Annotated in this window: 19 protein-coding genes; 10 read left to right on the top strand and 9 right to left on the bottom strand. The window is 62.6% G+C overall.

What is annotated here, in order from left to right; all coding sequences use genetic code 11:
* Nucleotide 1: 1 nt before the first annotated feature.
* Together CRO46_RS17985 and lpxB are read left to right on the top strand one after the other, a co-directional pair.
* Entirely contained in the window at nt 2–886 is an 885-nt protein-coding gene (locus CRO46_RS17985) for an LpxI family protein (RefSeq protein ID WP_097109185.1), read from the top strand.
* Nucleotides 883–2,046 (top strand): lipid-A-disaccharide synthase, encoded by a 1,164-nt coding sequence (gene lpxB, locus CRO46_RS17990; protein WP_097109186.1) that lies wholly within the window; start codon nt 883–885, stop codon nt 2,044–2,046. Before CRO46_RS17985 ends, lpxB begins: the two co-directional genes overlap by 4 nt.
* 139 nt (nt 2,047–2,185) lie before the next feature.
* On the opposite strand, the gene gltA is transcribed toward lpxB, so the two are convergent.
* On the bottom strand, nt 2,186–3,475 hold the full coding sequence (gene gltA / locus CRO46_RS17995) for a citrate synthase (protein WP_097109187.1): 1,290 nt from the start codon (nt 3,473–3,475) through the stop codon (nt 2,186–2,188).
* Between the two features lie 529 nt (nt 3,476–4,004).
* Here gltA and CRO46_RS18000 point away from each other — a divergent pair.
* A complete protein-coding gene (locus tag CRO46_RS18000) occupies nt 4,005–6,287 on the top strand; it encodes a ComEC/Rec2 family competence protein (RefSeq protein WP_179759113.1) in 2,283 nt (760 codons plus the stop codon).
* Nucleotides 6,288–6,358: 71 nt separating this feature from the next.
* Here the strand turns inward: CRO46_RS18000 and lexA are convergent, their stop codons facing one another.
* Entirely contained in the window at nt 6,359–7,075 is a 717-nt protein-coding gene (gene lexA, locus CRO46_RS18005) for a transcriptional repressor LexA (protein WP_097109189.1), read from the bottom strand.
* Nucleotides 7,076–7,611: 536 nt separating this feature from the next.
* Nucleotides 7,612–8,535 carry a LysR family transcriptional regulator gene (locus CRO46_RS18010; RefSeq protein WP_097109190.1) on the bottom strand — a complete coding sequence of 308 codons (924 nt, stop codon included), beginning with the start codon at nt 8,533–8,535 and terminating at the stop codon, nt 7,612–7,614.
* Between the two features lie 138 nt (nt 8,536–8,673).
* Between CRO46_RS18010 and CRO46_RS18015 the strand changes: the two genes are divergently transcribed.
* Nucleotides 8,674–9,864: an acyl-CoA dehydrogenase gene (locus CRO46_RS18015; RefSeq protein WP_097109191.1), complete on the top strand. Its 1,191-nt coding sequence runs from the start codon at nt 8,674–8,676 to the stop codon at nt 9,862–9,864.
* Between the two features lie 58 nt (nt 9,865–9,922).
* Here CRO46_RS18015 and CRO46_RS18020 read toward each other — a convergent pair whose 3' ends face one another.
* The 6 genes from CRO46_RS18020 to CRO46_RS18045 all read right to left on the bottom strand — a co-directional run bounded on the left by CRO46_RS18020 (nt 9,923) and on the right by CRO46_RS18045 (nt 16,931).
* Nucleotides 9,923–10,816: a phosphatase domain-containing protein gene (locus tag CRO46_RS18020; RefSeq protein ID WP_179759114.1), complete on the bottom strand. Its 894-nt coding sequence runs from the start codon at nt 10,814–10,816 to the stop codon at nt 9,923–9,925.
* A gap of 524 nt (nt 10,817–11,340) precedes the next feature.
* Nucleotides 11,341–12,552: a molybdopterin molybdotransferase MoeA gene (locus CRO46_RS18025; protein WP_097109193.1), complete on the bottom strand. Its 1,212-nt coding sequence runs from the start codon at nt 12,550–12,552 to the stop codon at nt 11,341–11,343.
* Between the two features lie 12 nt (nt 12,553–12,564).
* On the bottom strand, nt 12,565–13,059 hold the full coding sequence (gene moaC / locus CRO46_RS18030; RefSeq protein ID WP_097109194.1) for a cyclic pyranopterin monophosphate synthase MoaC: 495 nt from the start codon (nt 13,057–13,059) through the stop codon (nt 12,565–12,567).
* Entirely contained in the window at nt 13,059–13,874 is an 816-nt protein-coding gene (trpC, locus tag CRO46_RS18035; protein WP_097109195.1) for an indole-3-glycerol phosphate synthase TrpC, read from the bottom strand. The genes moaC and trpC overlap by 1 nt, the downstream gene beginning before the upstream one ends.
* Before the next feature lie 4 nt (nt 13,875–13,878).
* Complete coding sequence (gene trpD / locus CRO46_RS18040; RefSeq protein WP_097109196.1) at nt 13,879–14,913, bottom strand: anthranilate phosphoribosyltransferase; 1,035 nt, start codon at nt 14,911–14,913, stop codon at nt 13,879–13,881.
* 128 nt (nt 14,914–15,041) lie between these two features.
* Nucleotides 15,042–16,931, bottom strand: coding sequence for a peptidylprolyl isomerase (locus CRO46_RS18045; protein WP_097109197.1), 1,890 nt, complete (start codon nt 16,929–16,931; stop codon nt 15,042–15,044).
* 334 nt (nt 16,932–17,265) lie between these two features.
* Here CRO46_RS18045 and CRO46_RS18050 point away from each other — a divergent pair, with 334 nt between their 5' ends.
* The 6 genes from CRO46_RS18050 to CRO46_RS18075 all read left to right on the top strand — a co-directional run bounded on the left by CRO46_RS18050 (nt 17,266) and on the right by CRO46_RS18075 (nt 23,768).
* Nucleotides 17,266–18,312 (top strand): GGDEF domain-containing protein, encoded by a 1,047-nt coding sequence (locus CRO46_RS18050; RefSeq protein WP_244577957.1) that lies wholly within the window; start codon nt 17,266–17,268, stop codon nt 18,310–18,312.
* Nucleotides 18,313–18,363: 51 nt separating this feature from the next.
* Nucleotides 18,364–18,912, top strand: coding sequence for a hypothetical protein (locus CRO46_RS18055; protein WP_097109199.1), 549 nt, complete (start codon nt 18,364–18,366; stop codon nt 18,910–18,912).
* A gap of 117 nt (nt 18,913–19,029) precedes the next feature.
* Nucleotides 19,030–19,800: a triose-phosphate isomerase gene (gene tpiA, locus CRO46_RS18060; protein ID WP_097109200.1), complete on the top strand. Its 771-nt coding sequence runs from the start codon at nt 19,030–19,032 to the stop codon at nt 19,798–19,800.
* 130 nt (nt 19,801–19,930) lie between these two features.
* Nucleotides 19,931–20,305, top strand: coding sequence for a preprotein translocase subunit SecG (gene secG / locus CRO46_RS18065; RefSeq protein ID WP_097109201.1), 375 nt, complete (start codon nt 19,931–19,933; stop codon nt 20,303–20,305).
* A 154-nt stretch (nt 20,306–20,459) separates the two neighbouring features.
* Nucleotides 20,460–22,097, top strand: a complete 1,638-nt coding sequence (gene pyrG, locus CRO46_RS18070; protein WP_097109202.1) for a CTP synthase — start codon at nt 20,460–20,462, stop codon at nt 22,095–22,097.
* 255 nt (nt 22,098–22,352) lie between these two features.
* On the top strand, nt 22,353–23,768 hold the full coding sequence (locus CRO46_RS18075; protein ID WP_097109203.1) for a mechanosensitive ion channel domain-containing protein: 1,416 nt from the start codon (nt 22,353–22,355) through the stop codon (nt 23,766–23,768).
* Nucleotides 23,769–24,866: the final 1,098 nt, after the last annotated feature.

Below are 24,866 nucleotides of genomic sequence, written 5' to 3' on the forward strand. Positions count from 1 at the left end.
GGTGGGTGCTGCATCCGGCACGCCGGACATCAGCGGACGATTGTCGATCCTCGCAGGCAAGGGGCAATTCCCGCTGCTGGTTGCGCGTGCAGCACGCGATCTGGGGCATGATCCCTATATTTTCCGCATCAAGGGCGAGGCCGACCAGGATTGGTCCGGCTTCGACACGGTCGAGATCAGCCTGGCTGATTTGTCCAGGTTTTCCGCCACCACCCGGCGCGAAGGTATCGGTTCTGTCGTTCTGGCCGGCGGCATCGGGCGGCGGCCCGAAATCAGCGAACTCCGTCCCACCTGGCGTTCGCTCATTGCCTTTCCTGCAGCACTGCGGGTTCTCGCATCGGCGGGTGACGACAAGCTGTTGCGCTTTGTCATCAAGATTTTGGAAAACGAAGGCGTTGCTGTTCTGGGCGCACAGCAGGTCGCGCCGGAGCTGCTCGGTCAGTCCGGTCCGCTCGGTCGCGTCGGGCCGGGAAAGGCCGATCTGAAGGACATCCGTGCCGCCTCTGCCGCCGCGCTTGCGCTTGGCAGGCTGGATGTCGGGCAGGGTGCGGTGTCGGTCGGCGGCCGCGTGGTCGCACTGGAGGGGCTGGAAGGCACCGACGCGATGCTGGAGCGGGTGGCGGAGCTGCGGGCCAGCGGGCGCCTGACCTCGCGCCATGGCGGCGTCCTGGTCAAGCTGTGCAAGCCCGGACAGGACCTGCGCGCCGATCTGCCATCGATTGGCGCCCAGACGGTGATCAAGGCCGAGGCCGCGGGTCTCGCGGGCATCGCTCTGGAAGCCGGGCGTGCCCTGGTTCTTGAGCGCGAGCAGGTGATCGCGGGAGCCGACCGGCTCGGCCTCTTCGTTATCGGGATAGATCCGAAAGAGCAGGAGGTGTCGCCATGACAGCGCTGAAGCTGGCCGTTGTCGCGGGCGAAGCTTCCGGTGACATCCTCGGCGCCGGGCTGGTTCGGCAGCTTGCGGTCCAGACCGGCGAACAGCCGCAGCTGATCGGCGTTGGCGGCGAGCGGCTCGCGGCCGAGGGGCTGACCTCGCTGTTTGATTTTACCGAACTGTCGATCATCGGCTTTTCCGCCGTCATTGCCCGGCTGCCCAAACTGGTCATGCGGATCAACCAGACTGCGGACGCCATCATTGCCGCAAGGCCTGATTGCCTGCTGATCATCGACAGCCCGGATTTCAGCCATCGGGTTGCCCGGAAGGTTCGAGCAGCAGCGCCGGGGATCAAGATCATCAACTATGTCTGCCCGACCGTCTGGGCCTGGAAGCCGGAACGCGCACCGGCGATGAGGGCCTATGTCGATCACGTATTGTCGGTTTTCCCCTTCGAGGTCGAAATCGTCAAGGACCTCGGCGGCCCGCCGCTGACCTATGTCGGCCACCGGCTGATGGAGGATCCCGGACTCGAGGCGGCGCACCGGGCGCAGCAGGCCTACCGGCAGGATCCTTCGTCCGGGCGGCCGCCAATGTGTCTACTCCTGCCCGGATCCCGCCGCAGCGAGGTCGCACGCCTGGCCCCGGTCCTGGCTCAGGCCGCCAAGACGCTGGCCGCGATCAATCCGGAGATCAGCTTCGTGCTGCCTGCGGGCGCCCATGTCCAGGCGCAGATTCGCGACGAGATCCTCGGTTGGGATGTCCCCTGCAGGGTGGTGACCGGCGACGCGGCCAAGTGGCAGGCCTTCGGTGAAGCCGATGTGGCGATCGCCGCCTCGGGGACCGTGCTGCTCGAGCTGGCGCTTGCCGGGGTGCCGCACATGTCCTGCTACAAGCTTGATCCGGTCTCGCGGCAGCTTACCAGGCTCGTCACCACCTGGACCGCCGCGCTGCCGAACATGATCGCCGACAATGTTGTCATTTCCGAGTATTACGACAATCAGCTTCGGCCCGAGCGGCTGGCGCGCCAGGCCAACCAGCTCGCCACCGATACGCTTTACCGCGCCGCCATGCTCTCGGATTTCGACCTGATCCGTGCCCGCATGGAAGTCGGGGTGCCCGCATCTGAAAAGGCCGCCGCAACAGTGCTTTCCGTGCTCGCCGGCCGCTGAAACGTCTCTGCGGCATCCGATCGTGCTGCCGCCGCATGGCACCGTTCCTGCAGCCGTCAATTCCGAATGAACAGCTACGGAATCAAAAAAAGCGCCCGGAGGCGCTTTCTCAAGATTCGGTCCGGATAAGTGAAACGCGTTAGCGCTTCGACACCGGGACGTAGTCGCGCGAGGCTTCGCCGATGTAGAGCTGGCGCGGGCGGCCGATGCGCTGGCTCGGATCCTCGATCATCTCGCTCCACTGCGCAATCCAGCCGACCGTGCGTGCAAGTGCGAACAGTACGGTGAACATGGTGGTGGGGAAGCCGAGCGCCTTGAGCGTGATGCCCGAATAGAAGTCGATGTTCGGGTACAGCTTCTTTTCGATGAAGTAGGGGTCGGTCAGCGCGATGCGCTCCAGTTCCATTGCCACTTCCAGCAGCGGATCATCCTTGATGCCGAGCTCGTCGAGCACTTCGTGGCAGGTCTTCTGCATGATCTTGGCGCGCGGATCGTAGTTCTTGTAGACCCGGTGGCCGAAGCCCATCAGGCGGAACGGATCGTTCTTGTCCTTGGCGCGGGCGACGAATTCGGGAATCCGGTCGACACTGCCGATCTCCGAGAGCATGTTGAGCGCGGCTTCGTTGGCACCGCCGTGTGCAGGGCCCCAGAGGCAGGCAATGCCCGCAGCAATGCAGGCGAACGGGTTGGCGCCCGAGGAGCCGGCGAGACGGACGGTCGATGTCGAGGCGTTCTGCTCATGGTCGGCATGCAGCACGAAGATGCGGTCCATGGCGCGCGCCAGCACCGGATTGACCTCATAGTCCTCGCACGGCACGGCAAAGCACATGCGCAGGAAGTTCGACGCGTAGTCGAGATTGTTGGTCGGGTACACGAAGGGCTGGCCGATATGGTATTTGTAGGCCATCGCTGCGAGCGTCGGCATCTTGGCGATCATCCGCATCGAAGCCACCATGCGCTGGTGCGGATCGGTGATGTCGGTTGAATCGTGGTAGAAGGCCGACAGGGCGCCAACGCAGCCGCACATCACGGCCATAGGGTGGGCGTCGCGGCGGAATCCGGTGAAGAACCGGGTCATCTGCTCGTGAACCATGGTGTGGCGGGTGACGCGGTAATCGAAATCCGCCTTCTGGGTCGCCGTCGGCAGTTCGCCGTAAAGCAGCAGATAGCAGACTTCCAGGAAGTCGCCGTGCTCGGCCAGCTGGTCGATTGGATAGCCGCGGTGCAGCAAAATGCCTTCGTCGCCATCGATGAAGGTGATCTTGGATTCGCAAGACGCTGTGGAGGTAAAACCCGGGTCGTAGGTGAAGGATCCGGTGTTCTTGTAAAGCGCGCTGATGTCGACGACGTCAGGACCGATCGTGCCGGTCTTGATCGGCAATTCGACCTCTTTGTTGTCCATAGTGATTTTTGCGTTCTTGTCTGCCATGGGCATGTCCTTCCACAGATGCAGGCGTGCGGCACTCGGCCGCCGTCTTGGATGACCGTCAGGGGTTTAGCTATATGATTTGTTGCACCGTGCCAAGCTATGCGGATTGCTAATTGCACTGCGGCATGGTTGTTTGCAGAGGCCGCGGCGACAGCCTTTAGCATATGTTAACGCCATGGAATTGCGTAACAAACGCGGAAGCGGATTTGTAACGTGAATCCGGGTGCCGGTTGCACCTGAGTGCGTCCGGATGCAATTTGCGGTCGCATTTTGTTCCGTTTCGGTGGTAGTCTCGAAAGCTGCTAGCGAGGCGTGCATGACGCAGGCAAAACGCGAGACATGTGAACCCGATCCAACTGCCATGCCGGCGGCTGAAAGCCCGTCTGTCCTGCTTGACGACGGCACCGGTGCTTCACTCCCGGTTCCCCGCCGCAGCCCCCGCCTGACCACTCAGGCACCAGCGGGCAGTGGGTTGGCTCCTGGCGCGGCTCTGTCGTCTTGGCGTATGGCAGCCGCTTCGGCGCTTGCCGTGGAGAAAGACCGCGGATTGGCCTTCCTGTTCCTGCCCGTGGCAATGGGGGCGGGAGCCGGGCTCTTCTACATGTCGCCAGCCAATCCCGCTTTGCTGTTCCTGGTTGCGGCCCTTCTTGCTGCGCTGCTGGTCGCGTCCTTCGCACGCAGACATCATCGCGGCGCGGCGCTGGTGGCGGGCTACACTGCGGCGATCTGCATCGGTGCGCTGGCTGCGGCGCTTGAAACCTCCCGCGGAGCCATCCTGCTGGATTCCGATGTCACCACCACGATATCGGGAACCGTCGAGGCGCGCGAATTCGATGCTGCGGGCAGGGTGCGTTACCTCATCAGGCTCAATGCCACCTCCGGGCCCGAGATCCGGCGGCCACCGTCGCGGGTCCGGCTCACCGCCCGCAGCCCGCACGATGCGATAGCCGTCGGCGCTGCCATTTCTGGCCGTGCGCGATTGACTGCGCCCTCGGGGCCGGTGATGCCGGGGGGCTATGACTTCGCCTTCCGGGCCTTTGTCGACGGCATCGGTGCGCATGGTTATTTCTTCCGGGCGCCCGAGCAGACCGAACAGCAACCGGAGCAGGCGTCAGCAATGGCCCGGCTGTTTCAGGCTTTCAGTGATGGCTTGCGGCAGATTCGGGAGCGGATTTCGAAGCGGATCCGCACGGTGCTGCAAGGTGATCCCGGCGCCATCGCCGCGGCGCTCGCCGTGTCGGACCGGCGTGGCATCAGCGCGCCGACGGTGGAGGCGCTGCGCGCTACCGGGCTGGCGCACATTCTGGCCATATCCGGCCTTCACATGGCGCTCGCCGCCGGCACGCTCTACATCGGGATCCGCAAGGGCCTGGCACTGTTTCCCGGACTGGCCGAGGCCTGGCCGGTCAAGAAACTCGCCGCCTCAGGCGCCATGATGACGGCCACCGCCTATCTCCTGATTTCCGGCGGCAGCGTGTCCACCCAGCGCGCCTGGGTGATGCTGACGGTGATGCTCGTCGCAGTGCTTGCAGACCGGGCAGCCTTGACCATGCGCAATGTTGCGCTCGCCGCCATCGTCATCATCCTCGTTTCCCCGTCTGCTGTGGTCGGACCCGGCTTCCAGATGTCGTTTGCGGCCACTGCGGCCCTGATCGCGGCCTATGCCGCTCTCTCCGGTCGCGCCCGCAAAGCCCGGTCGGCGCAATCCATGACCAGGACCCGGTCGCGGCTCGTGCGGGGACTGATTTTTGCGCTCAAGGCGCTGCTCGGGCTCGCCATCACGTCGCTTGTCGCAGGCCTTGCCACCGGTCTGTTCTCCGCGCACCATTTTCACCGCCTCGCTGGCGCTGGCCTTTTGGCCAACCTGCTGGCCATGCCGCTGGTTACATTGGTGGTGATGCCCGCAGGGCTGGTGGCAATGCTGCTGATGCCGCTCGGCCTTGATGTTTGGCCCCTTCTCGTCATGGGACAGGGGCTTGAGAGCGTTGTTGCCGTCGCCAACGGGGTTCACGCGCTGGGCGGTGATGTGAACGTCGGCCGGATGCCGCTGCCGGCGACTTTGGCCGCCGGAGCCGGTTTCGTCATTCTGGTGTTTTTAAGAAGCTGGCTGCGGCTTGCCGGGCTTGTAATGATCGGGCTTGGGTTGGCGCTAGCGACGCCGCCGCTTGCCGGGCAGCCGCCCGATATCCTGGTCAGCGAGAAAGGAAACCTGGTTGCACTGGCAGGACCTTCCGGCCTCGCCAGCAACGCAGCCCGGCCACCGTCCTTCGTGTTCGGACAGTGGCAGACGGCCCTTCGCGGTGCAGCCCATCTTCCACCTGTCGCGGTACGGGCAGCAACACCCGGTCAGGCAGCCGGTCCTGCGCCGCTACCGAACGCCGGCATTCTTGATCGCCTGATAAGCTCTGCCGAACTGCAGACCTCACGGTTCCACTGCGCGGGCAGAGGCATCTGCGCCGCTGTTCACTCAGGCGTCAGGATCGTTGCGATTGACCAGGCAGCCCTTATCGGTGCTGCCTGTGACCGGACCGATCTGGTGGTCATTTCGATCCCGGTCTATCTCGATGCCTGCCGGTCAGGCGCCACACTGGTCACGGCCAGAACGCTGCGCCGAACCGGTTCGCTGGCAATCACGGTCAAGGATGGTGCGGCTGCAAATGGCGATCCAATCCCGGGGGAGGGCAACACGTCCGAAGACAGCATCAGGCGCCCGGACTTTCAAATCGAGGCTGCGCTGAAAGGCGTTATCCGGCCGTGGACGATGCAGCGCTATTACGACTGGCGCACCGGCACCTTTGACCTGCCTGATTGAGAATGTCTCAGCCCCGTGACGCTGCACGGCACCGTTCAGGGATAGCCGGTATCCCGAGCACTCCGTGCAGATCAGTGATAACGCCGGATCAGTCCGACCAGCTTGCCCTGTACCTTGACCCGGTCCGGACCGAAAATCCGGGTCTCGTAAGCCGGATTGGCGGCCTCCAGCGCGATCGACGCGCCCTTGCGGCGGAAGCGCTTCAGCGTGGCCTCTTCGTCGTCAACCAGCGCGACGACGATGTCGCCGGGATTGGCCGTCGTGATGTTGCGGATCACCACGGTATCGCCGTCAAAGATTCCCGCATCGATCATCGAGTCACCTTTGACCTCGAGCGCGTAGTGGTCGCCCGGCCCGATCATTTCCACCGGCACGCTGATATTGTGCGTCGTGTTCTGGATGGCCGAGATCGGCACACCTGCCGCGATCCGGCCCATCACCGGAACTTCGGCCACCTGCGACGGCTCGTCATTGGCAGGCTCTGCCCGCCGCGCGGGTTCAGGCTGCTTGCCTTGGCCACCCTCTATGACGCTTGGCGAAAACCCCCGGCGCGGCTGCAGATTGGCCTGGTAGCTGTCCGGCAGCTTGATGACTTCCAGCGCCCGGGCCCGGTTCGGCAGCCGGCGGATGAAGCCGCGTTCCTCGAGTGCCGTGATCAGCCGGTGAATGCCCGATTTCGACGCAAGGTCGAGCGCATCCTTCATCTCGTCAAAGGAGGGCGGGATCCCGCTTTCCTTCATGCGTTCGTTGATGAAAAGAAGAAGCTCGTGCTGTTTGCGTGTCAACATTGGTCAGATACCCCGGTGGCCGGTTCGATGGCTGGTGTGAAACAAAACCAGAACTTAGCTATCATGTTCCATATGTGTTCTACAAGAGGTAAAGAAACAATAAAGGAACATCGCAGGACCATTCACCGCTGAGTGGCGCTCTGGGACTTGAGCGCAGATAAGCGGGTATATTCCTCCAACACATTGACAATCAAGCCCGGTTGCCTGCTGTGGGCTTTTGCCGGCCCGTTTCCATTCGAAGCCCCCAACATGAGTTTAAATAGCTGAAAATATAGAGTAAATAAGTCTCTTGGAACGAAGGGGGAATGAAGCGGGAAACTGCAACCGAAGCCGGGCGAGGACCGCCGCAGCCCGTGAAACAGTACCGGGGTCCCCGGATTGGAATAATTTTCGGTGTTTTTTCCTGAATGCCGGGCAAGGGGCGCCAAAACGCCGAAAAAGCACTGGGCAGGATGGTTTTGCGAATCACTGCAAGGCCCGGTTCCGCCTGGGCAGATAACCCGGGCGCAGCCGGAGCCATCCGCAACAGGGCGGCTTCAGCCTGCCTGGTCGCGGTTCACTTCCTCGGCCAGCCATTGCTTGAAAGCGATGATCGGCGCGTAGCTGTCTTTCGCTTCCGGCCAGACCAGCCAGTAGGCACCGCTTGTCGGCACGGCCTGCTTGAGCACCGGCACCAGCCGGTTCTCGGCGATCTCGATCTGGGCCAGGTAATCGGGCAGCAGCGCGATCCCGAGGCCCGATATCGCCGCCTGGATCATCATTGAGAACTGGTCCACCAACATGCCGGTCGCGCCGCTGAAACGCGCCGTCTTTCCCGGCTCCTGGCCGGTAGTCTGGCCAGCAAACCAGTCGTCCCAGCCGCTCTGGCGGGTTTCCAGTTGCAGAAGCTGCAGAGCGGCGACGTCCCGGGCGTCCGTGATCGGATTGTGCTCTAGAAACGCCGCACTGGCGCAGGCCGTCACCCGTTCGTCAAACAGCTTGAAGGCGTGTGCGCCGAGCCAATTCGGTTCGCCAAAATAGATCGCCGCATCAAAGATCTCGGTCTCGAAGCTGAATTTCTCGATCCGGGTGGCGATATTGACCGAAATGCCGGGATGCGCGGCCAGAAACCCGCCCAGCCGTGGCCCCAGCCAGCGCGTCGCCAGCGTCGGCAGCACCGCCAGCGACATCACCCCGCCGCCGGGATTGGTGACCAGCGACATGCTGGCCCGCTGGATCATGTCGAGCGCCCGCGAGACGTCGCGCTGATAGCTCAGGGCCGCATCCGTCGGGATCAGCTTCTTGCGCTGCCGCGTGAACAGCTCCCGGCCCAGCTGCGCTTCAAGCGACTGGATCAGCCGGCTCACGGTGCTCTGTGTCAGGTGCAGGTCTTCGGCAGCCGCCGTCACCGAACGGCGCCGCACCACGGCTTCGAGCGCCAGCAGCTGGCTTTGCGAGGGCAGGAAACGGCGTTGGCGCATATCATTCACTCACTGCATGAACTCATGAAGCAATAGCGTTTTCGTGGCTATCTGTCAGGCAGTAATGTCGCCATATCAGTGATCTGCTGCATCAATCAGCTTGATCAGCCGGTCCACGCAAGCAAACGAGGTCTCCCAATGTCCAGCAAGCCGAACCCCTTCACGCCGGCCGATCCCTTCCTGCTCGAAGACCAGCTGGGCGAAGACGAGCGCATGATCCGCGACGCGGCTGCGGCCTTCGCTGCCGACAGGCTGGCGCCCCGGGTCGAGACCGCCTATCTCGAAGAGCGCACCGATCCCGAAATCTTTCGCGAAATGGGCGAGGCCGGGCTGCTGGGCGTCACCTTGCCCGAGCAGTATGGTGGTGCCGGTGCCTCCTACGTGGCTTACGGCCTGGTGGCGCGCGAAGTTGAACGCATCGACAGCGGCTACCGTTCGATGATGTCGGTGCAGTCCTCGCTGGTCATCTACCCGATCTACGCCTACGGGTCTGAAGTGCAGCGGCAGAAATACCTGCCAAAACTCGCAAGCGGCGAATATGTCGGCTGTTTCGGCCTCACCGAGCCCGATGCCGGGTCCGATCCAGCCGGCATGCGCACCCGCGCGGTCAAGACCGATACCGGTTACCGTCTGACCGGATCCAAGATGTGGATCTCCAACGCTCCGATCGCCGATGTCTTCGTCGTCTGGGCCAAGTCGGACGCGCATGGCGGCAAGGTTCGCGGCTTCATCCTCGACACGGGCATGAAGGGCCTTTCGGCACCGAAGATCGAGGGCAAGCTGTCGCTGCGCGCTTCGGTCACAGGCGAGATCGTCATGGACAATGTCGAGGTCGGCGAGGACGCGCTTCTGCCCGGCGTGGAAGGAATCAGCGGACCCTTTGGCTGCCTCAACCGCGCCCGCTACGGCATTGCCTGGGGCGTGATGGGCGCGGCCGAGGATTGCTGGCAGCGCGCATTGCAATATGGCCTCGACCGCAAGCAGTTCAACCGGCCGCTCGCTGCCACCCAGCTTTACCAGAAGAAGCTCGCCGACATGCAGACCGAAATCGCGCTCGGGCTTCAGGCAGCGCTTCGGGTCGGACAGCTCTTTGACGAAGACCGCTTCGCGCCCGAGATGATTTCGCTCATCAAGCGCAACAATTGCGGCAAGGCGCTCGATATTGCCCGCCAGTCGCGCGACATGCATGGCGGCAACGGCATCCAGAGCGGCTATCACATCATGCGGCACGCGCAGAACCTCGAGACCGTCAACACCTATGAGGGCACGCATGATGTCCATGCCCTGATCCTGGGCCGTGCCCAGACCGGCATCCAGGCTTTTGCATGACCGGGGCAACACCACAAAAGGGCATAAAGATTTCTGATCTCTCAGGCCGATGTTCTGCTCAGCCGGACCCCTTGCCGTTCAGCAACGGCTCGAGGCTCGGTCCGGAGAAGAAATCGACCTCGGTCTGCCGGATCGCCTCGGCGGCCTTGAGATCGGCATCGTCGATCTTTCCGGCCCTTCGCAGCACCACCTGCCTGATCCGGCCCGGGTGGCGTTTGATGGCATTGAGATAAACGATGGCATCATGCTGCCCCGAATCGCCGATCAGGATGAATTGCAGCCCGGGATTGGCCGCCACGATCGTGTCGATCGCGTCGCCCTTGTGCGAGCCGTGCGACGACTTGATGAACTTTGTTTCCGATATGCCAAGATCGCGCAGGAAGAACGGGCCGTTGGGCACTTTGTGCGTATCAAACACCTGATTGAGATAGGGATGCAGGTTCCACGGCGAGGAACTGACATAGAACACCGGGTTTATGCCGGCCTGGCTCTGGCGAATGAAGGCAGCGGTGTCCTCAAACACCTCGCGGTTGGAGACAAATGTGGTGGCTGTTGTCCAGAGATTGCGCGGCAGCCAATAGGCTCCGGTTCGCATCACGGTGTCATCGATGTCCGAGATGATACCGATATCTGCCTCTGGTGAAGGGACCTGAACGCTCGCATGAGCCGTGCTCTCGTGGTCGCGAAGCGACAATTCGGCGGTCTGCCAGCCTGGAGGCAGCGCCGGAATCACCAGCTGAAAATAGCCTTCCTCGTCCGTAACGGTTTCCACGTCGCCTGAGACGATCCGGACGCCCGGCATCTCGTTTGTGATGAAGTTGCGTGCCATGTTGCGGATGGCGTTCAGCCGTGAGGGCGCTTCCAGCCGGTTTGAGAACCAGGTCGTATCCAGAACCCGCCCGCGCAGCACACAGCCGTCCGGCGTCGCGTAGCCCATATAGGTGTCAATCACCGGCTCGTGCGTTTCATCGCGGGGACGGTATCGGTCCCAGAGGCGTTCTATTTTGACAAGGAAATCGTGAAGGAGGCTTCTGGCTTGCGTCATGTTTCCGGGTGAGTGTGCATTTGCCGGTGGGTCGAGGGTCTGTCAGTCGATCGCCAGTATGCCACCAGGCTTGGCTGACTGATACCGGCATCTGCTCTGGTTGTGACGAATCGGGCTCAGCTGTTGCTACGCCAGATTGACGAAGGCGAGAGCACCAAGTGTGAGTGCCATGAGAAAGAAAATCGTGCCCATTGGTATCTCCTGCGGTTCAAGGCGTGTGAGACTTGAACACGCCAGCGCCGGATTGGTTCCGGCCGCTTTGATGGTGTGCGGATCAGATAACGCGTGGCCCTGTCTCGTCTTCTCAATCAGCGCGTACGCACGGGCAGGGATCGCCAGCAAGGAGGATCGTCGGCTATTAAAGCCGCAGCCGCGGGGATGGGCTGAGGGGAAGGTTTCGCCGCTCAGGGCAGCGGCATATCAGGCCGTGATCAGTCTCGCAGGACCATCACCTCACAGGTTGAACCTGCTTTCGCCGCCGCTGCGAATGGTGGTCTGATGATCAGGCAGCGAGCGTCGGCGAAGACCTTCATCAGCGATGAATCCTGCCGCGGTGAAGGGGTGGCGATGAGCTCACCATCGGCCCCGGTGTCAAGGTCGCTGCGCAGATAGTCCTGGCGCAGATCGTTCTCCGGCACGTCTGTGGAGAGGATTGCGGTCCTGATCCGGTCCGGGTCCGGCAAGCCGCCGAGCCGGGTGAGCAGCGGCTCGAGAAACAGATGCGCGCAGACGAGGCTCGAGGCCGGGTTCCCGGGCAGGCCGAGCACCCGCATGCCGCCAAGCTTGCCCGACATCAGGGGCTTGCCCGGCCGCATGGCGATCTTCCAGAAATCGAGCGCCATGCCGCGCCCGGTCAGCGCCTTTTGCACCAGGTCATGGTCGCCGACCGACGCACCGCCAATGGTTACCAGTACATCGGCTTCCTGTGCGATGGCCGTGTCCAGCGCCTCGTCGAGCGCGTCCATCCGGTCAATGGCGATGCCGAGGTCGATCACCTCAGCGCCGGCAGCCTTGGCGAGCGCTGCGACGCCGAAGGTGTTGGAGGCGATGATCTGCCCGGGTCCGAGCACCTGGCCGGGCAGGCGCAACTCGTCGCCGGTGGCAAGAATTGCGACCCGTGGTTTGCGCACCACCGGCAGCTCGGCATGGCTCATCGCCGCAGCGAAGGTGATCGCGCCGGGATCGAGAAACCGGCCTTTTGCAAGCCCGGTCCTGCCTTCGGTGAAATCAACGCCCGCGGGACGGATGTAGCGGCCTTCCTCAGGCGCCTCGTTGACGAGCACCAGCCCGTCATCGAGCTTTTCGGCATTTTCCTGGATCAGAATCGCGTCAGCGCCCTCGGGAACCGGCGCACCGGTAAAGATGCGGATGGCCGAACCGGGTGCCAGCGGCCCGTCAAAGGCATGACCGGCGGCGGCCTCGCCCTGCAGTTTCAGCTTCGCGCCAGCAATGGCTTCGCTCGCCTGCACCGCATAGCCGTCCATGGCTGAGGCGGCGAAGGGCGGATGGGTGCGCAGCGCCAGGATATCGCGGGCCAGCACCCGGCCATAGGTCTTGGACAACGGCAGCACTTCCGGTTCCGCCGGCGGTGCAGCACCTTCGAGTATGCGCCTAAGAGCCTCGTCAACCGGCATCAGTGCCATCGGTGATTTCCTTCAGCTATCGAGATTCCAGTCGCCGGATTTGCCGCCGGACTTGGCCTTGACCTTGATACCGCCGATTTCCATGCCGCGGTCCACCGCCTTGGCCATGTCGTAGATGGTCAGGCAGGTGACCGACGCTGCGGTCAGCGCTTCCATTTCGACCCCGGTCTTGCCGGTGAGCTTGGCCAGCGCGTGAACGCGCAGGCCCGGGAGGGATTCGTCCGGTTCGATCTCGACGCTGACCTTGGTCAGTGCCAGCGGATGGCACAGCGGAATGAGATTGGCGGTCTGCTTGGCTGCCATGATCCCGGCAATCCGCGCCGCCCCGATCACGTCGCCCTTCTTCATGTTGCCGGCGAGGATGAGTTGAAGCGTTTCGGGCTGCATCCGTACATGGCCGATCGCTTCGGCAACGCGCACCGTGTCCGCCTTGTCGCCGACATCGACCATCGCAGCCGAGCCGTCTTCGGCAAGATGGGTCAGGCGAGGGCGGTTCTCCTCCGCCATCACTCCGCCGCCGCGCTCGTTGCCACACCCGTCAGCAGCGCTCTAGTGGCCGCGGTGACATCGCTCTGGCGCATCAGGCTTTCGCCGACCAGGAAGGTCTTGATGCCGCTGCCAGACAGGCGCTGGCAATCGGCAAAAGAGCCGATGCCGCTTTCGCCGACCAGGATGCGGTCGTCCGGCACCATCGGCGCCAGCCGCTCCGAATTCGCCAGCGAGACCTCGAAAGTGCGCAGATTGCGGTTGTTGACCCCGATCAGCCGGCTGTCGAGCTTGAGCGCCCGCTCGGTCTCGGCCTCGTCGTGCACCTCGATCAGGGCCGCCATGCCGAGCTCATGCGCTTCGTCCTCGAGCCGCCTGGCCTCGTCATCATTCAGGCACGCCATGATGATCAGGATCGCGTCAGCGCCCCAGGCGCGCGCTTCGTGCACCTGGTAGGTGTCGAACATGAAATCCTTGCGCAACGCGGGCAGAGCACATGCCGCCCGCGCCGCGGTGAGGAATTCCGGCGCGCCCTGAAACGATGGCGCATCGGTGAGCACCGAAAGGCAGGCTGCGTTACCGGCCTCATAGGCCTGCGCCAGCGACGGCGGGTCGAAATCGGCCCTGATCAGCCCTTTCGACGGGCTTGCCTTCTTGATTTCGGCAATCAGTCCGTAGCTGCCGGCTCGATGCTTGGCCTCGATCGCACCGACAAAATCGCGTGGGGGCTTGCTGTCCTTGGCGCGCGCCTTGATCTCGTCAAATGGAATGGCGGCCTTGGCCGCAGCGATCTCGTCGCGCTTGTAGGCTTCGATTCTGGTCAGAATATCGCTCATTGGATCATCCCGCTTTCGGTGCCGGGGCATTTGCCTGCGAAACGCTGACCAGCTTGTCGAGCGCAGCACGCGCCGCGCCGCTGTCGATTGCATTCTGGGCTATGCCGATCGCCTCGCCGAGCGCTTCGGCCTTGCCGGCAATAACCAGCGCGCCGGCAGCGTTAAGCACCGCGATATCGCGATAGGCGTTCTTCTCGCCCTCCAGAACCCGTTTCAGCGCCGCCGCATTGTGCGCGCCGTCGCCGCCCTTGAGCTGGTCCAGCGAGACCCGCTGCAGGCCGAGGTCTTCCGGCGTCAGGTCGAACTGGCGGATCTTGCCGTCCTCCAGCGCATGGACCTGTGTCGTGCCGGTTGTGGTCATTTCGTCGAGCCCGTCGCCATGCACGACCCACACGGTCTCCGAGCCAAGGTCGCGCATCACCTGCGCCAGCGGGTCGAGCCAGTGAGCCGAGAACACGCCGAGCAACTGCCGCTTCACCCCGGCGGGATTGGAGAGCGGACCCAGCAGGTTGAAGATCGTGCGGGTGCCGAGTTCCACCCGGCTTGGACCCACATGGCGCATTGCCGAATGATGCGCCGGCGCAAACATGAAGCCGACACCGGTTTCCTCGATGCAGGCCGAAATGCCCTTGGGGTCGAGGTCGAGCGAAATCCCCAGCGCCGAAAGCGCATCCGCGGTGCCCGATTTCGACGACAGGGCCCGGTTGCCGTGCTTGGCCACCTTCACGCCTGCACCGGCGGTTATGAAGGCCGCAGCGGTGGAAACATTGTAAGTCCCAGACCCGTCGCCGCCGGTCCCGACAATATCCACCGCGTCTGCCGGTGCCTTGACCGGCAACATCTTCTCGCGCATCACGCTGACCGCGCCATAGAGTTCGTCGACGCTCTCGCCGCGTACCCTCAACGCCATCAGGAAGCCGCCAATCTGCGACGGCGTGGCGTCGCCCGACATCATCACGCCAAAGGCCGAGCGGGCTTCGGTGCGGTCGAGCGGTCGACCTTCGGCCACCTTGGCGATGAAGGACTTGAGATCAGCCATGTATCGGTCCCCGTTCTCCTGGCCCTACAGCGCCACGCATCCAGCCGGATGCGCAGAACTCGCTGTAACACTTTGAAATGATGCATGTCGCTCATCGTTCAAATGAACCCATTTGAACGCGACATGCATTAGAATGCCAGCGCGCGTTCAGCCAGCTCGCGGTTGACCGCCACACCGTATTCCGACTGCAGCCGCGCCACCATCTGGTCGAGAATGTCGTCGGAGATCTGCTGCGACACCCGCTGACGCTGTTCCGGCGCCACCGAACCGGCGGTGACCGTGGAGGCGTCGTTGACCGAGGTCACCTTGAGCAGGATGCGGTTCTCGTCCGAGGCGTCGCTTGCCACGGCAACCAGCCCCTTGGGACCGGAGAAGGCGGACGCCACGGCAGTTTCACCGAACACCGCATCGGTGTCACCGCGCGTCAGCGCGTATTTGGTCTCGACCGAAACGGAGAGTTCTTCGGCGATGGTGGACAGCTCGGCGCCCTTTTCCAGACGCTGTTTCAGCTCCTCCGCCCTGGCGTCCAGCGCCTCGGCGGTCTTCATCGCAGTCCAGTCGGCGACAACCTGGTCGCGCACCTCATCCAGCGTGCGATCACGGGCTTCCGTCACTTCGTTGACTTCGAACCAGACGAAGCCCTCCGAGCCGATGTTGATCGGCGGAGTTTCGACGCCGATCTCGGCCTCGAACGCGTCCCGGAGCAGGGCCTGCGATTCCGGAATGTCGCTGACGACCGTGCCGTCCGGCGTCTGGCCGCTGCGATCGACGGCGTCGATCGTCACCGGCTTGAGCTTTTGCTGGGCGGCAGCCTCGGCCAGCGTCATGCCGCTGGCGCGGGCATCTTCATAGGCGTCATGCACATCGAGCAGCACCTGCGATGCTTCCGCCAGCGCCAGTTGCTCGCGGATCTCCGACTCGACATCTTCGAAGCTCTTCGCGTCTTCCGGCGTGATCTCGGCCACGCGCAGGATCACCGGGCCGAACTGACCGTCGACCACCGGCGTGGTTCCTCCGGCTTCGCTCACTGCGAAAACCGCGTCTGCCAGCGATTGGTCGGGCAGGGTGGCCTTGGCAAAGCTGCCGATCCGCACATCGCTTGCACTGCGGCCCTGCTCGGCGATCAGATCGTCGAAGCTTTTTCCGCCTGCCAGTTCCGCAGCGGCTGCGTCAGCGGCAGCCCGGTCGGCGAACACCAGCTGGTCGATGGTCCGGGTTTCGGGCGTCGTGTAACGGTCCTTGCGTGCCTCGTAATCGGCGCGTGCGGTTTCCGCCGAAATCGCATCCGGATCGGCAATGTCTTCGGTCTGCAGCTTCACGTAGGTGATCTTGCGGTATTCCGGGGCCGCGTAGCGGGCCTTGTTTTCATCGAAGAAAGACGAAAGTTCGGAATCGCTCGGGGCCGCTACCGGATCAATGTTCGCCTTGGTCAGCAGCAGGTAATTCACATCACGGGTTTGTGCATCATATTGTGCCAACGCCCGGATCAGCGCGTCGGGGGCATCAAAACCATCCGAGACCGCTTCGACGATCTGTGTGCGCACGGCCACTTGGCCGCGGCTGCGCAGATAGTCTTCCTCGGTCATGCCGACCGAGCTGAGCACGCGGCGAAAATTGTTGCGGTCGAAACGCCCGTTGAAATCGTGAAACGCCGTGTCTTCCGCGATCAGGCTTGCAAGCCGGTCATCCGAAAGCCCCAGATTCATCTCGCGTGCCTGTTCGTCCAGAAGCGCGCCGGCGATCAATTGCGAATAGACTTGGTTCTCGATGCCGAAGGCCCGCGCCTGTTCGGTTGACAGCCGTTGGCCGATCTGCTCGCTCACCGCGCCGACCTGCCGGTCATAGGCAAGCCGGAACTCGTTCGGGCTCACCACTGTTTCGCCGACCGTGATTACGGCCGTGTTGCCGGCATTCAGGATTGATCCGGAAATGCCCCACACGCCGAACGAGGCGACCAGCAAGACCAGAAGGAATTTGGCGACCCAACCTTGGGCGCCCCTACGCAAAATATCAAGCATCAAAGCTCCTGCGGCAACAACATCATCGGCTGCATTCCGGCTCGGATCCCGGTCAGGCAAACCACACCCTCGTCCCTTTAGACCAATCCTTGCCCGAAATGAAGAGTGACGCCGCCGATTGCATGGTGCGGACCAGTTCGGTGCCGTGTGCATTGGCCCGGCGTGACACAAGCTCCTGTCGGCGGGGACGCCGCCAGCCGGGCTGGTTGCGGGCGTTTCCCGGCAATCCGGGACTGAAACACCGGCTCCGCGGGTGCGGGCAATTAGCAAACTTTCAATCTGTGTTGACTAAAATAGTCCTGGATATTTGTTGTCTTGCTAGGTGAATTGCCTCGTGGTTCAGTCGGAGAATGGTGACAGCGTCGATCCCGCGATGACGGTGGTCACCAAGATGCGCGAGCGTGGCATTTCCTCGCTGCCCCGCAATTACGAGCTGGTCTATCAGTTCCTCAACAGCTCCAACACCGCGTTGATCCGTGAGTTCGCGGCACTCGGCCGGCGGCCGAGCCAGGAACAGCTGGATGCCATCGGCAGGAAATTTCTGCCGCACCACCATGACATCAGGACAGTCGACCAGAGCCGCGAGCGTATTTCGGGCGAGATGAGGGACGTGATCAACCTGGTCAAACAGGAACAAATGGCGCTGCGAAAATACTCCTCACTGCTTGGAGACACGTCGTCCCGCATGTCCGAGAACGCTTCAACCCCCGATCGCCTCGATGGGCTTGTCAAGGTTCTGTCCTCGGCGACCGGCGACACCATGAAGAAAGGTGACACGATACTCGTACAGATAGTTGAGCGCGCTGATGAGATGGCGCAACTCAAGTCCGAACTCGAGGAGTACAAGCGCCTCGCCAGCATTGATCCCGTCACCCGGTTGTCAAACCGCCGGGCCTTTGACGCGCGGTTGGCGGCGATTTTCGATGACACCTCAAACACCATGCACCACGCGCTCCTGGTAGCCGATATTGACCACTTCAAGACCTTCAACGATACCTATGGTCATCAGGTCGGCGACCGCGTGCTTGGCGCCGCGGCTGCCGTCATGAAAACCGCGTTGAACCCGGACGCCTTTGTGGCACGGATCGGCGGCGAGGAATTCGCAGTGGTCCTGCACGGCATCAGTCTGGAAGGAGCAAAGCAGACCGCCGAACGCATTCGGCTGGCAATCGAATCCACACCGCTGAAGAACCACAATGACGACATCGATTGTGGTCGGATCACCATGAGTTTCGGTCTGTGCATGGCAACCGACGCCTCCAGCGCGGACGATTTGTACCGAAAGGCTGATATCGCGCTCTATGCTGCAAAGGATGCCGGACGCAACCAGCTGAAGGTCCACATCCCGCTTTTACAGAGGCTGCCTTTCCTCAAGCGCTAGCCTCTGCGCAGGTCATCCTCATTTGGGTTTCGATTTTATCCCGACGCGCGAATGGCCGCGCTGCATTTGGTTCAGAATTTTTTCACGATGGTCGTCTATATTGGTACCAGCTCAGGCAGCGGTATAGGGGGTTTCTACATGGCTTCAGACACCGGAAATCAAGCCGAACAGTCACGTGATAATTACTATCGCAGTTCCGATGTACGCTATGGAGCCCGCTGTCCGGGCGTTGTCGAGCTGACATTCACGGATGGGAAACACTACATCGCCCTTACCGGTATGATCGTTAACCTGTCGGTCACCGGTTGTCTTTTCTCAAACGACCGATTGCCCTGGACCGGCATGGATGCGCAGGGAGGCCTCGATTCGGTGTTTGACGTGATCCATAGGAGATGCCGCGTCTATATTCCGTGGATCAATGTCAATTCGACAGCGCGGATACGCCGAATTGGATGCTTCATTATCGGGACTGAGTTTGACCAGCCACTTGATGAACTGCTGGTGAAATCGGTCGCCAGGCTGGAACCCAACCGCAAACGACGGTTCAGTCCGAAGGCTCCCGGCAGATACAATCGCGTGCTTCCGGTACGGTGTGCCTGAACGGTTCTGAAATGAACTGGCTGGACGCGCTTCTCCGCCAGCCCCCGGTCGCCGGCTGTTGCAAATAAAGCCCGGTCTGCTAAGCCCCGTTCACGACATTCGGACCGGAGATTGACAATGACACCTGACATTCGCCCGCTCGTGGCAGGCAACTGGAAGATGAACGGCACGCGCGAAAACCTTGACCAGATCAAGGCCATTGCCGAAGGCCTCGGTCCGGATCTCGCCGACGGGATCGATGCTTTGATCTGCCCGCCCGCGACGCTTCTCTATGTCGCCACCGCGATCGCCGAACAGACCCCGCTGTCGATCGGCGCCCAGGATTGTCACGATCAGCAGAGCGGTGCCTATACCGGCGACATCTCGGCTGAGATGATTGCCGATTGTCTCGGTGAATATGCGCTGGTCGGCCATTCCGAACGCCGCACCCTGCATGGCGAAGACAACGAGACCGTGCGCGCCAAGGCCGAGGCCGCCAAACGTGCGGGGCTTGTCCGCGTCATCTGCATCGGCGAGACCGAATCCGAGCGCAAGTCCGGCGACACGCTCAAGGTGCTGGGCGCCCAGCTTTCAGGCTCCGTGCCCGACGGGGCGACGGCCGCCGACACCGTCATTGCCTATGAGCCGGTCTGGGCCATCGGCACCGGCCTGACGCCGACCGTCGATGACGTCGCCGAAGCCCATGCCTTCATCCGCTCCGAGATGAAATCCCGTTTTGCGGGCGAGGGGGCTTCGATGCGCTTGCTCTATGGCGGTTCGGTCAAGCCCGGCAATGCCGCCGAACTGCTCGGCGTTGCCCATGTCGACGGCGCCCTGATTGGCGGTGCGAGCTTGAAAGCGGACGACTTCCTCGCCATTTGTAAGGCCTGTCGCGGCCTCCTGGGCTGATCGGGCAGCGAGATTATATCCCGGCTTGGCGCTGTTACGGCCAGTCGGGACTTGGAAAGCTTGCTGCCCTCGTGTAAAGAGCCGCAAAACCGGACCAAGATTGCGCCCGAAACGGGCAGGAAAGAAGCCGATGCAAACCGTTTTGATTGTTATCCATCTCATGATCGTGCTGGCGCTTGTCGGCATCGTGTTGATCCAGCGCTCGGAAGGCGGTGGCCTTGGTATTGGCGGCGGCTCGGGCTTCATGTCGGCGCGCGGTGCCGCAAGTGCCTTGACCCGCACCACCGGCATTCTCGCCGCGGCCTTCTTCGCCACATCGCTGGCGCTCGGCATTCTCGCCCGCTACAGCGAAAGTCCGACCGACATTCTCGACCGCATTCCGTCCCAGACCCAGGGCACCGGCTCCGGCGTCCTCGACCAGCTCGGCGGCGCGGCCGCTCCGGCGGGCGGTGACATCCCGGCTGCACCCGAGGCCCCGGCCTCCGACGTTCCTACCGGCCAGTAAGGCCGACAATGTCGCAAACCGGCGGATGGCATCTGGCCACCGCCGGTTTTTTCATGCGGTTTTCATGGCAATTCGATTGTTATGCACCGCTAAAATGCGCCATCTGATTTTTGGGGTGGCGGAATCAGCATTCTAAGGGTATCGGTTCACTCCCATGGCGCGATATGTTTTCATAACTGGCGGCGTGGTCTCCTCGCTTGGTAAAGGCATTGCCTCGGCCGCCCTCGGTGCGTTGCTGCAGGCCCGTGGTTACCGGGTGCGGCTGCGCAAGCTCGACCCCTATCTCAATGTCGATCCGGGCACCATGAGCCCGACCCAGCACGGCGAGGTGTTTGTTACCGACGACGGTGCCGAGACCGACCTCGATCTCGGTCATTACGAACGCTTTACCGGGCGTTCCGCGGTGCAGTCCGACAACATCACCACCGGCCGCATCTACAAGGACATCATCGACAAGGAACGCCGCGGCGATTATCTCGGCGCCACCGTTCAGGTCATTCCGCACGTCACCAACGAGATCAAGAACTTCGTGCTCGAGGGCAACGAGGATTACGATTTCGTTCTCTGCGAGATCGGCGGCACCGTCGGCGACATCGAGGCGATGCCCTTCATCGAGGCGATCCGCCAGCTCGGTAACGACCTGCCGCGCGGCAACGCCGTCTATGTCCATCTCACCCTGATGCCGTGGATTGCGGCTGCCGGCGAGCTCAAGACCAAGCCGACCCAGCATTCTGTCAAGGAGCTGCAGGCCATGGGCATCGCGCCCGACATCCTGCTGGTGCGTGCCGACCGCGAAATCCCGACGGAAGAGCGCCGCAAGCTGTCGCAGTTCTGCAATGTGCGCCCCTCCGCCGTCATCCAGGCGCTGGACGTGCTGTCGATCTACGACGTGCCGATTGCCTACCACAAGGAAGGCCTCGACACCGAAGTTCTGGCCGCCTTCGGCATCGATCCGGCACCGGCACCGCGCATGCAGTCCTGGGAAGCGGTCTCCGAACGCATCCACAATCCCGAAGGCGAAGTCACCATCGCCATCGTCGGCAAGTATACCGGCCTGAAAGACGCCTACAAATCGCTGATCGAGGCGCTCTATCACGGCGGCATCGCCAACCGGGTCAGGGTCAAGCTCGAATGGATCGAGAGCGAGATCTTCGAGAAGGAGGACCCGTCGCCCTGGCTCGAAAAGGTCAACGGCATTCTTGTGCCCGGCGGCTTCGGCGAGCGTGGCGCCGAAGGCAAGATTGCCGCTGCCAAATTCGCCCGCGAGCGCAAGGTTCCCTATTTCGGCATCTGCTACGGCATGCAGATGGCCGTGCTTGATGCCGCGCGCAACCTGGCCGGCATCGAAGACGCGGATTCCTCGGAATTCGACCGCAAGACCGGCACCCATATCGTCGGCATCATGACCGAGTGGCTCAAGGGCAACCAGCTTGAAAAGCGCGCCAAGGGCGGCGATCTCGGCGGCACAATGCGGCTCGGTGCCTATCCGCATCCGCTCAAGCCCGGTTCGCTGATTTCGGAGATCTACGGGTCCACCGAAGTCTCCGAGCGCCACCGCCACCGCTACGAGGTCAATATCGACTACAAGGACCAGCTCGAGGCCGCGGGCCTGGTGTTTTCCGGCGTCTCGCCCGATGGCCTGCTGCCCGAAACCATCGAGTACCCGCGCGACGTCCACCCCTGGTTCATCGGCGTGCAGTATCACCCCGAGCTGAAATCGCGCCCGCTTGAGCCGCACCCGCTCTTCGCCAGCTTCATCGAAGCGGCACTGGAACAATCACGGCTGGTTTAGAAAGCTGCGGCTTCTCCCTTGCTGGAGAGGAAGCACTGTCAAAATCTTGGCCGTAGTCTCAGCTGCTCGGATGTCTTGCCGCCTGAGATGAGGCCATAACGTCCTCTGGCGATACGGCTACATGACGATATGATCTGAAGAAGATCGTAGCGGCTGTGTCTTCGCCAATTCACGCCAAACAAACCCGTGGCCACCGTCATCCCTTCACGCTACCTTGCCTGGACACCCTTTCGGACTTGGCAAGGACTATACTGCATGCGGCATTTCCGTCTTTTCATCTCCATCATTGTGCTCGGGCTTGCCCTCCCCACCACCGCGATCGCCCAGGACAGCGTCGAGCCGGCCGGGCCGACCATCGAGATCGGCGACAGCGTCACCTCCGACAACGAGATCCGCAGCCGAATCCAGACCATCTTTCGCGAGATCGAGGGGTTGAACCGGATCTTCGTCTCCGTCAGTTCGGGCGTCGTTACCCTGAGCGGCCAGGTCGAGGAAGCGCCGCTTGCCAAGAAGGCCGAGGATCTGGTCAGCCGTGTCTCGGGCGTTGTCGCCATTGAAAACCAGCTGACCGAACAGACGGCCGTCACCGAGCGTCTCAAGCCGGTCATCGGCCGTTTCGAAAACCGCATGCAGCAGACGCTGGACTATCTGCCTCTGATCCTGGTCGCGGCCCTCGTCTGGCTGCTGATCGGCATGCTGGGCTGGTTCGTCACCACCCGCAAGCAGCCATGGGACTGGCTCACGCCGAACGCCTTTATCGCCGATCTGCTGCGCCAGACGGTCTGGCTGGCCTTCGTCATGCTGGGGGCACTAATGGCGCTCGATATTCTGGGGGCAACCGCGGTGCTCGGCACCATTCTGGGTGCCGTCGGCATCATTGGCCTGGCCATCGGCTTCGCCGTCAAGGACACTGTGGAGAACTACATCGCCTCCATCCTGCTTTCGATCCGCCAGCCGTTCCAGCCGCGGGATTTCATCGCGCTCGAGGGCATGGAGGGGTTCGTCATCCGGCTCACCTCGCGCGCCACCATTCTGATGGATATCGACGGAAATCACATCCGCATCCCCAATGCCACGGTGTTCAAGGCCAGGATCGTCAATTATTCCCGAAACCCGGAGCGCCGCTTCTCCTTCGAGCTCGGTGTCGACGCCGACAGCGTGCTGCACGAGGCACTGGCGGTCTGCCACGACACGTTGGCCGGTCTGGATTTCGTGCTGCGCAATCCCGAACCCGGTGCCTGGATCGAGAAGGTCGGTGATTCCAATGTCCTGATCGGCGTTTCCGGCTGGATCAACCAGACCGAGACCGATTTCGTCAAGGCCCGCTCCGAAGCCATCCGCACGGTCAAGACCGCGCTCGAACAGGCAGGCTTCGCGCTGCCGGAACCGATCTACCGCCTGCGCTTCGACAACGGCATGCCGGTGCCGGCCGCAGGCCGGCCGGATACGGGCCGGCAAGTGTCTCCGGGCGAACCGGGCTCGGCCACGCTCAAACCGGTTCCGGCGCCCGAACCCAAGCAAGCCGGCACGCCGCCGCCGGAACAGGTCACCGACACCGGTGTCGACGAGGCGGTTCTCCGCAAGGTCGAGGATGAGCGCCAGCAGCAAGCCGGCACCGACCTCTTGTCAGAGGACGGCAAGGATGAACTCGGAGAAAGACCGAAAGCGTGAACCTCGTGAGGAAGAACGCCATACTCGCGCTGTCAACGCTATGTCCCGGAGGAGAATGGAACGGCCGGCGTGTCCTCGCGGCAGCTGCGTGACGTCAATCTACAGCCCGACCCCGTTCTATAGATAACGGCAGTCGCGTCCCGCCCGGCTTGTGGCAGATCGGCGAAGCGGCGTCCAGAGGGCGGTGACGACATTTGAGGGCAGGGGGGACGGGCTACTATCCGGTGCCGCGGCAATATCTCTACCACATCGGCATTGCTTCTGCTTACAAGGGGGACGTTCCACACCCTAAAACCGACCCCCTCTCTGACAAGATCTAAGGCTTTGCTGAAGCTAAGGCCATGAATTAGCTTTCTCCCCGACCAAGGGGGAGAGGGTGCGCGCCGCGCTATCGCGAACAAGTTTTCCCACAATTTCATCCCCATCCTCCTAACATATGCCATCATTATTGCGCTTCCGCTGCCGGATGGATCGCGAACGTATCGGACCAGGTGGGAGGATTGCCTTTCGGGACCTGCCATGACGTGCGGCAGGGCCTGGGAGGAGGCGGTGACAAGTGCGGCTCCGTCGGCGGCCTCGGTGGTGTGACAACCTCCGGGATCAGCCGGCCACCGGGACGTCCCCGGGTCCTGCATGCTCACGCAGGCGGGACCGGACAGCGAACCGGGCCTGTGGCGGAGGTCTGCCCCGTTGGAAGGACGGGGAGATGCTTCGTGCCGGAGACCGCACCAAACGCTTCCGCCGCGGCCCCGGTCCGGGTTGCGGCCTGGGGAAACCCATGGACCTCCGCGTCGGGTGAAAACCCTCAAGCGGATGAGCGAAGCAGTGACTGCCTGTCGGATGCGGACATCATCCGGCGATAGTCGGGCCGTGCGCAGGCTGCGCCACTCAATTTACTCTTCACTCCGTAAGGCAATGCCCGCGTGCGGCCCTCCGGACCCGAAACTCAAGCTCCAACCCCGGCGGCCACCCGCGCGGGCTCAAGAAGGCTGCGCGCCGGGCACGACACCAAACTGCTGCAACTGGGATTCGTGCAGATCGATGAACAGCCGCCGACCGGCATTACCTGCGAACGGCAGTAACATGCAGATACGCCAG

This window comes from Parahoeflea halophila (assembly GCF_900220985.1).
Taxonomy (GTDB): domain Bacteria; phylum Pseudomonadota; class Alphaproteobacteria; order Rhizobiales; family Rhizobiaceae; genus Hoeflea; species Hoeflea halophila.